Origin of the sequence: Rosistilla carotiformis, from assembly GCF_007753095.1 — a bacterium.
In the GTDB taxonomy this organism is placed as follows: domain Bacteria; phylum Planctomycetota; class Planctomycetia; order Pirellulales; family Pirellulaceae; genus Rosistilla; species Rosistilla carotiformis.
Genome location: NZ_CP036348.1, coordinates 7,127,701 through 7,143,443, shown reverse-complemented (window position 1 = coordinate 7,143,443; position 15,743 = coordinate 7,127,701). Strand labels below are relative to the sequence as shown.

The 15,743-nt window shown below is 59.4% G+C and carries 8 protein-coding genes; 6 read left to right on the top strand and 2 right to left on the bottom strand.

The window, feature by feature from the left end:
- Window positions 1-218 precede the first annotated feature (218 nt).
- Window positions 219-2,402, top strand: coding sequence for an FdhF/YdeP family oxidoreductase (locus Poly24_RS25670; RefSeq protein ID WP_231753677.1), 2,184 nt, complete (start codon window positions 219-221; stop codon window positions 2,400-2,402).
- Here Poly24_RS25670 and Poly24_RS25665 read toward each other — a convergent pair.
- Window positions 2,399-3,757 (bottom strand): hypothetical protein, encoded by a 1,359-nt coding sequence (locus tag Poly24_RS25665; RefSeq protein ID WP_145102300.1) that lies wholly within the window; start codon window positions 3,755-3,757, stop codon window positions 2,399-2,401. The genes Poly24_RS25670 and Poly24_RS25665 overlap by 4 nt on opposite strands.
- 197 nt (window positions 3,758-3,954) lie before the next feature.
- Window positions 3,955-5,379, bottom strand: coding sequence for an arylsulfatase (locus Poly24_RS25660; RefSeq protein WP_145102297.1), 1,425 nt, complete (start codon window positions 5,377-5,379; stop codon window positions 3,955-3,957).
- Window positions 5,380-5,776: 397 nt separating this feature from the next.
- On the opposite strand from Poly24_RS25660, the gene Poly24_RS25655 reads away from it, so the two are divergent.
- The 5 genes from Poly24_RS25655 to Poly24_RS25635 all read left to right on the top strand — a co-directional run bounded on the left by Poly24_RS25655 (window position 5,777) and on the right by Poly24_RS25635 (window position 15,653).
- Complete coding sequence (locus Poly24_RS25655) at window positions 5,777-6,556, top strand: SDR family NAD(P)-dependent oxidoreductase (RefSeq protein ID WP_145102295.1); 780 nt, start codon at window positions 5,777-5,779, stop codon at window positions 6,554-6,556.
- A 25-nt stretch (window positions 6,557-6,581) separates the two neighbouring features.
- The gene (locus tag Poly24_RS25650) at window positions 6,582-7,952 is read left to right on the top strand and encodes an NAD-dependent succinate-semialdehyde dehydrogenase (protein WP_145102293.1); all 1,371 of its coding nucleotides are present in this window, start codon (window positions 6,582-6,584) and stop codon (window positions 7,950-7,952) included.
- A 62-nt stretch (window positions 7,953-8,014) separates the two neighbouring features.
- Entirely contained in the window at window positions 8,015-9,040 is a 1,026-nt protein-coding gene (locus Poly24_RS25645) for an NADP-dependent oxidoreductase (protein ID WP_145102290.1), read from the top strand.
- An 806-nt stretch (window positions 9,041-9,846) separates the two neighbouring features.
- Window positions 9,847-11,394 (top strand): sulfatase, encoded by a 1,548-nt coding sequence (locus tag Poly24_RS25640; protein ID WP_145102285.1) that lies wholly within the window; start codon window positions 9,847-9,849, stop codon window positions 11,392-11,394.
- A 1,094-nt stretch (window positions 11,395-12,488) separates the two neighbouring features.
- Window positions 12,489-15,653, top strand: coding sequence for an error-prone DNA polymerase (locus Poly24_RS25635; RefSeq protein WP_145102281.1), 3,165 nt, complete (start codon window positions 12,489-12,491; stop codon window positions 15,651-15,653).
- Window positions 15,654-15,743 lie beyond the last annotated feature (90 nt).

The window sequence follows — 15,743 nt, the reverse complement described above, 5'->3', positions numbered from 1 at the left end:
TATACGTCCGTGAAACCGGATATCAACGAATTGAACGGTTCGTTCGGGATTTCACGTCGATGACTGCCTGGGGGCGGCGGTGGATTGTGTCGGTCGCGCGGCATATTCGACTTGTGGCGGGGACTGCGATAATAATGGCTAAGGGCCCGGCGCCCAGGCGTTCCCCTCGCAATGACTGGGTTTCTGCACAACGATCACAATGGCTGAGTGAAATGAAGATGAAAGTTCGCAGCGGCGGCGGTTTCCGAGCGATCCTCTATACGCTCAAGAAAGGACGCGAGGTCGGCGGCGTCTTTAAGATGTATCACGCCATGCGAACGCGGAACGCTTGCAAGACCTGCGCCTTGGGGATGGGCGGCCAGAAGGGTGGGATGGTCAATGAGCGAGGGGCCTTTCCCGAGGTCTGCAAGAAGAGTTTGCAGGCGATGGCTGCGGATTTGCAGCCGGCGGTTTTGCCTACCTTCTGGGATCAGCATCCCGTCGAACAGTTGTCGCGGATGACGCCGCGCGAACTGGAGCATTGCGGGCGGTTGGTCCAGCCGGTGATCTACCGCCGCGGGGCTTCGCATTTCCAAACGATCTCGTGGGAGGAATCGTTATCGCGGATCGGCGCCAAGCTCCGCTCGCTGACTCCCGACGAAACGTTTTGGTATTTCAGTGGCCGCAGCAGCAACGAAGCGGGCTTTCTGTTGCAGTTGCTGGCTCGGCTCTACGGAACCAATAACGTCAATAACTGCAGCTACTACTGTCACCAGGCCAGTGGCGTCGGGCTGCAGTCGTCGATCGGCAGTGGAACGGCGACGATTGTGTTGGAGGATCTGGAGCAGGCCGATCTGGTTTTTGTGATCGGTGGCAACCCGGCCAGCAATCATCCGCGGATGATGACCAGCCTGATGCACGTTCGCCGTCGCGGCGGTCATGTGATCGTGATCAATCCCGTTCGCGAAACCGGGATGGTCAACTTTCGGATTCCCAGCGATCCGATCAGCCTACTGTTTGGAACCAAGATCGCTTCGCATTATGTGCAACCTCATATCGGCGGCGACCTCGCGTTGTTGTGGGGCATCGCCAAGCAGTGCTGCGAAGACGAGACGATCGACCGCGCGTTCCTCGATGCCCATTGCACCGATTCGGCTGCTTGGCTCGACGCTGTTGCCGCGATGTCGTGGGACGAGATCGTGGCAAAATCGGGGATCGATCGCGATCAGATCCGCACCATTGCTGGCGTTTATGCAAAGTCGCAGCGGACCGTTTTCGCGTGGACGATGGGGATCACGCATCACGCTCATGGAGTGCAAAACGTTCAAGCGATCGCCAACCTCGCGATGGCTCGCGGAATGCTTGGCCGTCCCGGATGTGGCCTGCTGCCGATCCGCGGGCACAGCAACGTGCAGGGGATCGGTTCGGTTGGCGTGACGCCCAAACTGAAGGACGCGATTTTTGAGAACCTGCAATCCAAGTTCCACCTGGAGCTGCCGACCAGCACCGGATTGGACACGCTCGCCTGCATGGAAGCCGCTCACGACCGGCGGATGAAGTTTGGGCTCTGTCTGGGCGGCAACCTCTACGGTTCCAATCCCGATTCGCGTTTCGCGGCCGAAGCGCTCTCGCGACTGGAGATGTCGGTGATGCTCAGCACGACGCTGAACACAGGGCACGTCAACGGTCTGGCCGATGAAACGATCATCCTGCCGGTGCTGCCTCGCGATGAAGAGCCCGAAGCGACGACGCAGGAGTCGATGTTTAACTTCATTCGGATGAGCGACGGCGGGCCGCGACGCGTGCCGGGGCCGCGCAGCGAAGTCCGCGTGATCGCCGATCTGGGACGCCGCGCGATCGGCGATAGCGATCTGATTTGCTGGGACCAGTTGCAGCAGACCTCGACGATTCGCAACTGGATCAGCGAAGTGGTGCCGGGATATGCAAAGCTCGACAAAATCGAAGCGACAAAGCAAGAGTTCCAACTCGATGGCCGAACGTTTCATGAACCAAAATTTCCGACTGCCGATGGGAAAGCGGTCATGCACACGCATGCCTTGCCCGATCTGAAGGGGACCGATTCCAACGAGTTGCGGTTGATGACCGTTCGCAGCGAAGGGCAATTCAACACGGTCGTCTACGAAGAAGAAGACCTTTACCGGAACCAAGATCGCCGCGACATCATTCTTATGCATCCCGAGGATCTGCAGCGGTTGGGGCTGCAGCACGATCAACCGGTTTCGATTCGCAGCGACACCGGCCAGATCGATGGCTACCTGGCCCGCGGTTTCGATTCGATCCGCCCCGGCAATTCGCTGATGTATTACCCCGAATCGAACTGTCTGGTCTCACGCTATGCCGACCCGCAAAGCAAGACGCCTGCGTTCAAGGGGATCGTGGTGACAGTTTTGCCGCTGGCCTAATTGGCTGCGGTCTGGATCAAGCGGACCAGCGTCGCCGCGATCGGGAGCGTTTGATTCGGTTGGCCTTCGAATCGGAAGGCTTGCAGTGTGGCGACTGCATCGGCGTCGGGACCGATCGACGATAACATCGCATCCCATTGCTCCGTTTCATCGGGGCTGAGTCCTCGGTACCAGATCACATAACTGAACAGTTCGCCGCCGCGCACGATGACGCTTCCGAATCGCAAGGTCTGCTGTTCGGGCTCGGGGACGCACCAGGTGGCGAAAGCGAATCCGGGCGTTGAGGAATCGCCGATCGCCTGCGACCAGCGAACCGATTTTGTGTCGTCGTCCCAGGTGCCGTTGGTCGAGTCGGGGGGCTGCCGAAGGTGCAACGAAACCTCTACGAGATCGTGGCGGCTGAACATGTCAGGAGCCAACGCCACCATCACTTTGTTGCCGATGACGTGCGCCTCATCGACATGTCTTGGTGTGGTAGCCCCCGCGGCTTGTTCCTGCTGAACAACGAGTTGCTTGTATTCATCGGTCTCCTTCAGGTAGGTTCGAATCGACTTTTCGAGCCTCGGCCAGTCTTTCAAAATGTCCAGGCAGCGCGTGTCCGCGTCGGGGTTTTGGAGCGTGAGTTTCCGTGACAGTACGTCGTGGGCGAAATGGATGAACTGTTTGGGATTCTGTTGTTGTACAAGCCTGGCGATAGCTGGAATCTGTTGCAGTGAAAAATAGTTGCGTTCGGCGAGATATTGTGCCAAGCGGAAGATCGGGCTGTGGTTGTTGGGGGCGCTCTCGGCTTGCCCGTACATCCACAGCTGCAGGCTCGCGTTTTTGAGGTCTTGGCGGAGTTCGCCATCGAGCAGCGATCGAATCGATGTCGTGTCGATCGGTGGATCGGCGTCGCCTGTTGCACTGGGAGGGAATTCGAAATCGAGCCATCCCAGGGCGAGGTCGATCAGTTCGTCTGCCGCCTGTTGGCTGGTCGCCAACGAACCGGCCAAGTCATCGTTTCCGCGGAACCGTTCGCTGTAGATCGAGACCGAACCCAACGGGCTGTCGAAGCGGGTGAAGGTGCCCACGCCGCCAACATCGACTGGCATTGGGCCCGCGAATCGACCGATGAACGTCGGCAATCCCTCGCGATCCTCGGCGCGTCCCTCGGGATAGAGCGTTGCGATGCGTCGCAGTTCCTCGTTCTGTTGCGTCCGTTGCTCCGCGGAGGGGTTTTGCGACGACTCCTTCACCGAAAGTGTCCGCGTGATCTCGTTCCCCTCCGGCTTCAGATCGATTTTGTAAACCGTCTGGATGCAGCCGGTGCAGGCGGCCAATAGAGTCATCGACGCAACAAAGAGTGGCTTCTGCATGACGAGTCCTTCAGATTGGAGAGACTTTGGTCAACGGGAACCACCGGTGCTGTGAGGTTCGCCGTGAGAACGGGGCCGGAGGGGGAGGCCCGGTCCGTTCACATCAGCATATCACGCTGGGGTGTTGCGTTGGGGTAGGAGTTGCGCGTTGTCGGCTGAAGCCTCGACTCCAGCGCGCGCGTCGTCGGCTAAAGCCTTTACTCCAGCGCTGCGGCGATCGCTTGCTTCATCTTTTGGACGACGTCGGGGTGTTGGTCGGCGATGTTCTTCGTTTCGCCGATGTCGTTGGCGAGGTCGTAGAGTTCCAGCGGTTTGTTTTTCCCGGGGATGACAGCTTTCCAGTTGCCGATGCGGGCTGCCTTTTTGTCGCCGTAGCTCCAGAACAGGTATTCGTGTGGTCGCTGGGATTGGCCCAACAGCGTCGCGGCAAACGAGATCCCATCGACTCCCGCCGGCGGATCGATGCCGGCAAGTTCGCATGCGGTCGGCAGCCAATCGTAATGCGCCAACAATTGGTCGCTGGTCGAACCGGCGGCGATCTTGCCGGGCCATCGCGCGATCGTTGGCATTCGGATGCCCCCTTCGTAGAGATCGCGTTTGTAACCTCGCAGCGGTCCGTTGGAGTCGAAGGTCTCGTGTTTGTGATTCCCTTCGCTGTGCGGGCCGTTGTCCGAAGTGAATACGACCAACGTGTTGTCGTCGATTTGTTTCTCTTTCAGCAAAGCCATCAAGCGGCCCACGTCGCCATCCATCCGCGTGATCATCGCCGCAAAACCCTTCTCCGGATTCGGCCAATCGCGATCGGCGTAGATTCCGTAATCGGGGACCTCCATCCCGTCCTTGTTGACGCGGCCCCCTTCGTTATTGGCGTGCGGGATCGTCCAGTGGATGTGCATCAGGAACGGCTTGTCACCCTGCCCGCGAACGAAGTCCAGCATCTCTTCGGTCATCACGTCGTGGGAGTAGGTGGTCCGTTTGCTCGACACGCGGCCGCGAGCCAATGGTGCGTCGCTGATCACATTGCCTGGCAGAGGAACCTTTTGATCGTTCCGCCACAGCTTGGCGGGGTAGTAGTTGTGAGCTTCGCCTTGGTCCAGATATCCCATCCAGAAATCGAATCCCTGGCGGTTCGGATGTCCCGAGTTCTCGGTGTTTCCCAACGCCCACTTTCCGATACCAACGGTGGTGTAGCCGGCTTGTTGCAGCAGTTCGGCGACGGTGACGTCCGATTCCTTGAGCACGTAGGGTGCATTGGAATCGATCGCCGTATGTCCGGCGTGCATCCCGGTCCAGAGGCTCAGCCGCGAGGGGCGGCAGACTGTGTTGCCCGAGTAGTGGCTGGTCAGCTTCATCCCCTCGGCGGCCAAGTGATCGATGTTTGGCGTCTTGATCGTTTGTTGCCCAAAGCAACCGAGGTCTCCGTAACCGAGATCGTCGACCATGATATAGATCAGATTTGGGCGGTCCGATTGCTGAGCGTGGATCGTCGTAGCATGGCCGATCAGAGCCAGTGCGATCACGTAAGCGAACGATGAAAGACGCAAATTGCACGGGCGGATGCTGGTCCGTCGGCCCGCTTTTAGTGCCGCGCTATGGATGGATTGAATAAGTCGTTGACGCATGGAGAGTCTCGTGGGTGCAGTCGGAGGGGGCAAACAACAGAGCCGCTAGTATACGTCCGCGAAGCGATTTTTGCTCCCTCTTTCAAGGACGACTCGAATGACGCTGGGGATTATGGACGTGCCCAACGACTCGAGGTTTACGTTGCGACCCGGTGGAAGTGTCCAGGATTTGCGCGGCAGGGCCTCACACTGAACGCCGAGTGGCCAGTGCGGTTCATGAACTTCCGTCCTGAAGCGGCGTGGGATCAAAATCGTTGCATTCGGAATCGGTGAGGAATCGTTGGCACAGCAATCGCACAGAGAATGGAAGCCTTGTGTCCACGAACCTGGCCGTATACTGCAAGTGGAATGACATCATGTCATCGCACACAAACAAACCTCCCTGACTGGATATAAAATGACGACATTGATCACGGGCGCTTCATCGGGTATCGGCTGGGAGCTCGCCAAGCAGTTTGCTGCTGGGGGTGACGACGTCGTGCTGGTCGCTCGCAGCGAAGAGAAGCTGCAGAAGTTGGCGGTCGAGATTCGTGAGACGCATCGCGTTTCCGCGACCGTCATCCGCAGCGACTTCGCAGAAACCGATGGAGTCGACCGGTTGTGTGAGCGACTGCGATCCGATGAGATCCAGATCGACACTCTGGTCAACAATGCTGGTTTTGGTGCGTTGGGGCGGTTTGCCGAACTGCCTGTCGACCGACAGACCGATATGTTGATGGTCAATGTCGTCGCGTTGACTCGTCTGACGCGGCTGTTGCTTCCCGCGATGTTGGCTACCGGCAAGGGAGGCATCTTGAACGTAGGTTCGATCGCCGCGTATCAAGCCGGTCCGAACATGTCGGTCTACTACGCCAGCAAAGCGTATGTGCTGTCGTTCACCGAAGGGCTTCGCGAGGAGCTTTCGGGGACGGGGCTGCATGTCACATGTCTCGAACCGGGGCCCACCGAGACAGGTTTCGGTGACGATTCGGGCATGGGCAAGCTGGATATGTTTAGTTCGGCGGCGATGTCGGCAGCGGATGTTGCCGCGGCGGGCTATCGGGGCTATCGAAAGAACGACGACATCGTGATCCCCGGTTGGAAGAATCGGCTGATGGTGACATCTGCTGGCTTTCTTCCCCGCATCGCGACACGCAAACTTGTAGCGAAGATGCAGAGCGTCTCCCACGCTTCTTAATCCCAACAACCCCAAGGTGAATACCATGTCGATCGCCAGTATCAATCCCGCGACGAACCAGACGATCCGCGAATTCGAACCGCTGAATAAAGATGCCGTCATCGATGCGATCGAGGCTGCCGACAAGGCCTACCAATCGTGGCGAGAGACGACGTTTGCGGAGCGGCAGAGGTGCCTGTTGAAGTTCGCCGATCTGCTGCGAGCCGATGCCGACGAATATGCCCGGATGATCACCTTGGACATGGGGAAGCGGATCTCCGAGAGTCAGTACGAGATCGAATACTGTGCGAAGATCGCGGAGTTTTATGCCAACGGAGCCGAGCGTTTTCTGGCCGACCAACCGATGGAGGTCTCCGACGCCGATGCCTACATCCACTACGAACCGCTTGGCGTTTTGATGGGCGTGATGCCGTGGAACTTCCCGTTCTACCAAGTCGTCCGTTTCGCCACGCCGAACATCATGGCGGGCAATACCGTGTTGGTGAAACACGCCAGCAACGTGCCGCAGTGCGCCGCGGCGATCGAAGAACTCTACTCTCGCTGCGGATTGCCCGAGGGCGTCTACACGAATCTGTTTATCCCGTCGGAGTTTGTGGAGATGATCGTCGCGGATCGGCGGGTTCAAGGCGTCTCGTTGACCGGCAGTGAACCGGCCGGTGCCGCGGTCGCCGCGCTGGCGGGCAAGAACCTGAAGCGGAGCGTCTTGGAACTCGGTGGCAATGATCCGTTCATCGTCTTGGAGGACGCCGACCTTGAGAAAACGGTCGAACTGGCGGTCAAAGGACGGATGGTCAACGCGGGGCAGTCGTGCGTCGCGTCGAAGCGATTTATCGTCGTCGAAGCGGTTGCCGAGCGATTTCTGGAGGGCTTCAAAAAACAGCTCTCCGCGCTGCAGATGGGCGATCCGATGGACGAGCAGACGACGCTTTCGCCGCTGTCGACCGAATCGGCTGCGGTCAAGCTGCAAGAACAGGTGCAATCGTCGATCGACGCCGGAGCGACGGTGGTGATCGGAGGCGATCGGCCGGACCGCGAAGGAGCCTACTTCAACCCCACGATCCTGACCGATGTCACCCCCGACATGCCAACGTTCGATCAGGAATTGTTTGGTCCGGTTGCGACGGTCTATATCGTCAAAGACGAAGCGGAAGCGATCGAGCTGGCGAATCGTTCGTCGTACGGTCTCGGTGGCAGCGTCTTCACCGCCGACGTGCAACGCGGCCGACGCGTCGCTGAAAAGATCGAAACTGGAATGGTCTTCATCAATCAACCGACGAAGTCGCAGGCGGAACTTCCTTTCGGCGGAATCAAGAACTCCGGCTACGGTCGCGAACTGTCGCACTTGGGGATCCTGGAGTTTGTGAACAAGAAATTGATTCACCTCGGCAAAAAATAATCGCCTCGCCGACATCTGCCGCCCCCACACCTCGCCTCACCTTTTGCATTACGGATACCACGATGACAACCAGCACCACTCAGGCCACGCGATCGCGACAGATCGAACTCGCGTCGCGTCCCGACGGGATGCCGACGACCAGCAACTTTCAACTGAAGACAGCTGAACTGTCGCCGATCGGCGAAGGGGAGTTCCTGGTCAAGAACCATTGGATGTCGGTCGATCCCTACATGCGAGGTCGGATGAAGGAGGGCAAGAGTTACGTGCCACCGTTCCAAATCGGCGAACCGTTGGAAGGTGGATGTGTTGGCGAAGTCGTAGAATCGCGGCATCCAAAATTTGAAGCCGGGACGATGGTCTTGGGGAACCTTGGTTGGCGGGAGTACTGGAAGTCCGACGGCGCGGGCGTCGTGATGATCGATGCTCAGCGAGCTCCGGCGCAGGCTTATCTTGGCGTCTTGGGAATGACGGGGATGACCGCTTGGGTCGGGCTGAACAAGATCGCCAAGCTGAAACCTGGCAGCACGGTGTTTGTCTCCGCCGCTTCGGGAGCTGTCGGTTCGATCGTCTGCCAGTTGGCTAAAGCGAAAGATTGCCGGGTGATCGGCAGCGCCGGATCGCCCGACAAGATCGACTGGCTGCGCGAGCAGACCGGCGTCGATGCTGTCATCAATTACAAACAGACCGATGATCTCGCCGGAGCGTTGGCACAGCACGCTCCCGATGGCGTCGACGTCTACTTCGACAACGTCGGCGGCGATCATCTGGAAGCGGCGATTGAGGTGATGAACGACTTTGGTTGCTGTGTCGAATGCGGAATGATCTCCACGTACAACGCGACCGAGCCGCCCGCCGCACCGCGGAACCTATTTAAAGTGATCGCCAAGCGATTGCGGATGCAAGGCTTTATCGTCCGAGATCACATGGACGCGCAGGACGAATTCGTGCAAGAGATGGCGTCGTTGATCGAGGCCAAAAAAGTCGTTTGGGAAGAGACGGTCAGCGAGGGGATCGAGCAAGCACCGCAGGCGTTCATCGGCCTGTTCGAAGGAGAGAACCTGGGCAAACAACTGGTTCACATTGTTTGATCCCCCGGGTGCAATTCACCGTGTACCGTTGGCTTCACCAGTGGCTCTTAACTCTTAAGCAGCACGGGCCGAGCCCGTGGCACCCCCAAGCATCCGTGATTCTCAACCGGCGACTGTATTTGCAATCATCCGTCCGGGTGCCACTGGCTCGGCCAGTGCCTTTTAACTTTTAAGCAGCACGGGCCGAGCCCGTGCCACCCCGAAGCATCTGTGATTCTCAACCGACGACTGTTCCTGCAACCATCCGCCCAGGTGCCACTGGCTCGGCCAGTGACTTCTAACTTTCAAGCAGCACGGGCCGAGCCCGTGCCACCCAGAAGCATCTGTGATTCTCGACCAGCTGGCTGTTCTTGCAACCAGCCGTCCGGGTGCCACTGGCTCAGCCAGTGACTTCTAACTTTTACACAGCACGGGCTGAGCCCGTGCCACCCCGAAGCATCTGTGATTCTCGACCGGCGACTGTCTTTGCAACCATCCGCCCGGGTGCCACTGGCCCGGCGAGTGCCTTTTAACTTTCAAGCAGCACAGGCTGAGCCCGTGCCACCCCGAAGCATCTGTGATGCTCGACCGGCTGGCTGTTCTTGCAACCAACCGTCCGGGTGCCACTGGCTCGGCCAGTGCTCTTACCCCTTACACAGCACGGGCCGAGTCCGTGGCACCCCGAAGCATCTGTGATTCTCATCCGGCAGGTGTTTTGCAACCATCCGCCTCGCGATTCAGCTAAACTGGGCGGACCGATGCGACTTCCCCTGGGAATCGATCGGGTCCCGATTGGTTGAAACGAATTTTGCAGAGGCGTGACTGTAATGAGACTGCTTGCGATTGGAATCCTGCTGGGCTTGGCTGCCCCTGCAGTTGCAGAAAACGAACGGCCCAACTTCGTCTTCATCCTCGCCGACGATCTCGGCTGCCAAGACCTCAGTGGCGAAGGGAGCACGTTCTACGAGACGCCACGGATTGACAGCATCGCCAACGACGGGATGCGATTCACGCAGGGCTACGCCGCTTGCCAAGTCTGCAGTCCCTCGCGAGCGAGCATCATGTTGGGAACCTATCCGGCACGGCATGGGATCACCGATTGGATTGGTGCGGCCAGCGGGATGAAGTGGAAGCGCAACGATCGCGTCTTGCCAGCCGAATACGAACACAACCTTCCACTGGACCAAACAACGGTCGCCGAAGCACTACGCGACGCGGGATACGCGACGTTTTTTGCCGGCAAGTGGCATCTTGGTGGCGAGGGATCGATGCCCGAAGATCATGGATTCGACATCAATCGCGGCGGCCATCATCGCGGCAGCCCTCCCGGCGGATTCTTCTCGCCGTACAAGAACCCAAAATTGACCGACGGCTCGGCCGGAGAATCGCTGCCGATCCGCTTGGCCGACGAAACGGCTGGCTTCATCCGCGATTCGGCCGACCGTCCCTTCTTCGCTTTCCTATCGTTCTACAGCGTCCACGGCCCGATCCAAACGACGCCGGAACTTTGGAAAAAATACCGCGACAAAGCGATGGCTGGCGAGCAGCCCGAAGAACGATTCTTAGTCGATCGCACGCTCCCCGTACGGCAGGTGCAAGATTGCCCGATCTATGCTGGAATGATGGAATCGATGGACAACGCGGTCGGCATCTTGCTGGATACGCTGAAGCAGACCGGACTCGACAAAAACACCGTCGTGATCTTCACCAGCGACAACGGCGGCGTCTCCTCGGGCGACGCCTTTGCCACGTCGAACCTCCCGTTCCGCGGCGGCAAGGGCCGGCAGTGGGAAGGTGGGATCCGAGAGCCCTTCTACATCAAAGCCCCCGGGATCGTCTCCCCCGGCAGTCGCTGTGACACGCCGGTGATCGGAACCGATTTCTATCCGACCCTCTTGCAACTGGCGGGGCTCGCGACACCGAAAGCGATCGATGGCGTCAGCCTTGTGCCGCTGTTGCACGGCAAATCGATTCCCGATCGACCGCTGTTCTGGCACTACCCGCACTACGGCAACCAAGGTGGCGAACCGTCGTCGATCATCCGCGATGGAGACTGGAAACTGATCCATTATTACGAAGATGGCCGCGACGAACTCTACCACCTGCCCAACGACATCGGAGAGCAGAACGATTTGGTGGCCGAGCAGCCCGAACGGGCCAGGCAATTGCGAGGCCAATTGGATGCATGGCTGAAAGCGACAGGAGCTCGGATCCCACAACCCGATCCACGCTTCGACGCGGCGAAGAAAGAACAGCAACAGGAGCAGATGCGAAACAAACGCAAACCGGCGTTGGAACAGCAGCACGCCCGGTTCCTCGAAGAAGACTTTCAGCCCAACAAAGATTGGTGGGGCTCGAAAGTGACCCGCGATTGAGAGGCCAAAATTGTGGTCGCCGGAGCGTTGGGGGTTCGCGGGGCGAAGCTCAAGCAATTTGCATAGCCAACGGCCAGACAACAACGGCCCATATACAAAACACGATCTCCCCCAGGGCCGAAGGCTCGTCAATTTGCATAGCCCAGGCCAGCGGCCTGGGAACGACGGGCGAATAGCATAAACACGCCTCTCTAGGGCCAACGGCCCGGCGATTTGCCGACAAATTACCGGGCCTTCAGCCCTCCCGATGATCACACGGGATGTGGTCCCAGGCCGTTGGCCTGGGCGATGCAATTCGCTGAGCCTTCGGCCCGAAATCTCGAAGGGAGATAAGAAGGGTAGCCGGAGGTCGTCGCGCAGCGGCGCACCTCCGGAATGCGTCCCCTCGACGCGTGGTGCTCCCGGAGGGATCGCAGATCGATCTGCGACCGCGTTGCGGGCGACGTGATGTTGGGCGACCGGTATCCGGTGGTGTTCGCTTCGCTCAAACCACCGGCTACCATCTGTGATCCCCGTCGGGATCGTTTGCCGATGTTTCGGTTTTTTGAAACGTTGTGTCGTTGTCTTGCTAGTCGAGGCTCCAGCAATGTGCATGGAAAAGCCTAAGAGCAAAGTCCAATTGGAAAACACGATCTCCCCCAGGGCCGAAGGCTCGACAATTTGCATAGCCCAGGCCAGCGGCCTGGGAACGACGGGCGAATAGCATAAACACGCATCTCTAGGGCCAACGGCCCGGCGATTTGCCGACAAATTACCGGGCCTTCAGCCATCGTGATGATCACGTGGGATGTGGTCCCAGGCCGTTGGCCTGGGCTATGCAATTCGCTGAGCCTTCGGCCCGAAATCTCGAAGGGATAAAAGAAGGTAGCCGGAGGTCGTCGCGCAGCGGCGCACCTCCGGAATGCGTCCCCTCGACGCGTGGTGCTCTCGGAGGGATCGATGCCGGAGTCCGCGGCAAGGCAATCGAACCGCGCGGCGTTGGCAGGGCGAGAGGGTTGCCGTACGCTGGAACTTGGGATTCGGAAGCTCGGGCAGAGCCTTAGGCCACCGAATTCCCACCGTTGCCCTTGTGTTACTCCGCCGCGACTGGATCGATGCGTTACGCCGAACTTCACTGCAAATCGAACTTCTCGTTCCTCGAAGGGGCTTCGCATCCGGCTGAACTGGCCGAGCAGGCGCATCGACTGGGCTACCGTGCGCTGGCGGTGACCGACCGCAATTCGTTGGCCGGAGTGGTCCGAGCGCACACTGCGGCCAAAGATGTCGGCCTGAAGCTGTTGATCGGTGCTGAATTGCATTTCATCGATGCGACGCCGGTTGTCGTCTGGGCCACCGATCGAGCGAGCTATGGGCGGCTGTGCCAGCTGTTGAGCGCCGGCCGCTTGCGGGCTGAAAAAGGTCAGTGCGAATTACATTGGCAAGACCTTGTCGATCATCACCAGGGGCTGTTGGCTGGAGCGACCGTTCCGTCGCCGCTGGATCGCGCGACGGCAGAGGCCGGGCCGCCGCAAGAGTCCGACCTGCGACAAACGCTGGGCCAATTTGCCGATCTGTTTGGCGACCGCGGGTATTTGTTGTGCTCGCTGCAGCGAGGCGTCGACGATCGCGAGCAGCTCGCCCGGACGATGCAACTGGCGCGGCAAGTGTCGCTGCCGCTGGTCGCCGCCGGCGACGTTCACTATCACTCGACCCAGCGGATGTTGATTCACGATCTCGTCACCGCGATCCGGCTGGGGACGACGATCGATTCGATTCAAGAGGCGCGGTTTGCCAACAGCCAACGCCATCTGCGATCGCTCGATGAAATCGCCGAGGTCTTCGGCGACCATGCGGAACTGTTCGAGCGAAGTTGCGAAATCGCCGACCGCTGCAACTTTCGGCTCGACGAACTGCGTTATGAATATCCCAAAGAAGATCTCGCCCCCGACGGCGTCCCGGCGATCGACTACCTGAAACGCCTAGTCTGGCACGGAGCCAAACAACGTTACCCCAACGGCGTTCCGCAGCGGTTGATCGAGATGCTGCGACACGAGACGCAATTGATCGAAGAGCTCCACTACGAAGCGTACTTCTTAACCGTCTGGGATGCGGTCCGGTTCGCTCGCAGCCGCGGGATCCTCTGCCAAGGCCGAGGTTCGGCGGCCAACTCCGCTGTCTGTTATTGTCTTGGTGTGACGTCGATCAACCCGGCGGAAATGGATCTGTTGTTCGAGCGATTCATCAGCCGCGAGCGTGCCGAAGCTCCCGATATCGATATCGATTTCGAGCACCAGCGCCGCGAGGAGGTGCTGCAGTATCTGTACGAAAAGTACGGCCGCGATCGCTGCGGGATGACCGCGACGGTGACGTCGTATCGTACGAAGAGTGCGATTCGCGAAGTCGGCAAAGCGTTGGGCGTGTCGCTGGATTGCATCGATGCGTTGGCCAAAGTGGCCGAACGCTACGGACAAGACGACTTCCCCGACCTGGCGGAAAAAGCTGGCTTGCCGCTGAGCAGCGACGTCGGCCAACGGTTCCTGCATCTTGTCGAATCGCTGCGTGGTTTCCCGCGGCATCTGTCGCAGCACGTCGGCGGAATGGTGATGACGCAGGGATTGTTGTCGGAGCTTTGCCCGATCGAAAACGCGGCGATGGAAGGCCGTACGGTGATCCAGTGGGACAAAGATGACCTGGACGAATTGGGGATCTTGAAAGTCGATTGCCTGTCGCTGGGGATGCTTTCGGCGATCCATCGCTGCTTCGACATGGTTGAAAATCACTCTGGCCGCGCGCTCACTTTGGCAACGATCCCACCGGACGATCGCGCGACGTATGACATGATCTGCGCCGCCGATACGGTCGGCGTTTTCCAGATCGAAAGTCGAGCTCAGATGAGCATGCTGCCGCGACTGCGTCCGCGGTGTTATTACGATCTGGTGATCGAAGTCGCGATCGTCCGTCCCGGTCCGATCCAGGGGAACATGGTCCATCCCTACCTGCAAGCTAGGCAGGATCCGTCGCAGGTAAAATATCCGAGCGAAGCGATCCGGGGTGTATTGGAGAAGACGCTGGGAGTGCCCATTTTTCAAGAGCAAGCGATGAAGCTGGCCGTTGTCGCGGCTGGGTTCACGCCGGGAGAAGCCGATCAATTGCGGCGTGCCATGGCAGCTTGGCGGCGTCCGGGAGTGATCGATCAATTCCGCAAAAAGCTGCTCGAAGGGATGCAGGCCAACGGTTTCGGCGGCGAGTTTGCCGAACACGTCTTCACGCAGATCCGCGGCTTCGGCGAATACGGCTTTCCCGAATCGCACGCCGCCAGTTTTGCGCTGCTCGTCTACGCGTCGGCTTATCTGAAGTGTCACTACCCAGCCGCCTATTGTGCTTCGCTATTGAACAGCCAGCCGATGGGATTCTATTCCGCGGCGCAATTGGTCCGCGACGCACAACAGCACGGCGTGCAGGTGCTTCCGCCCGATGTAAACGACAGCGACTGGGACTGCACGTTGCAGCCGATCGATCCGGCGGCCAGCGGCAGCGGCAACTCGGCGCGTTCGCTCGCCGTGCGGCTTGGCCTGCGATTGGTTCGCGGGCTGGCGGAGTCGACGGCGCAGCAGGTCGTCGACGCTCGCAACGCATCGGGGCGATTCACCGGCTTGGCCGACCTAACGCGACGCGCGGGGCTCAGCAGTGCGCAGACATCGCAACTGGCCGACGCCGACGCGCTGCGGTCGATGTCTCCCAACCGGCGGGCTGCGATCTGGGAATCGTTGGCGCAAGACGACCATCCCGAACGGACGCCACTGTTTGCCGAAAACGAATCGGGAGCCGACGACGAGGTCCCGACAAGCTTGGGAACACTGTCGTCGATGCAAGAGGTGCATGCCGATTACAGCACGCTGGGGCTGAGTCTGCGAGCTCATCCGATCTCGTTTTACCGCGAGCATCTGAACGAACTGCAAGTCTCTCGAGCCGACCAGTTGCCAACGATGCGCGATGGCCAACATGTCCGCGTCGCTGGGCTGGTCGTGCTGCGACAGCGGCCGGGGACCGCGAAAGGAATCACCTTCGTTACGCTGGAGGATGAAACCGGAGCGATGAACCTGGTCCTGTTCCCGAAGGTTTGGCAGCAGTTCTTTACGATCGCACGGACCAGCAACTTCTGGCTGGTCCACGGCAAACTGGAGAATCGCAAAGGCGTCATCCACGTGATCGTCGGCCGACTGGAAGATCTGTCGGAACAATTCGACAGCGTCGACATCCAGTCCCGCGATTTTCACTGAGTCGGCAAGCGATCAACCGTTACTTGCTGTGCGACGCTGAAATCCATGAAGTCACCTTGCAGGCAATCTTCTCTGTGGCTCGGGGCATTC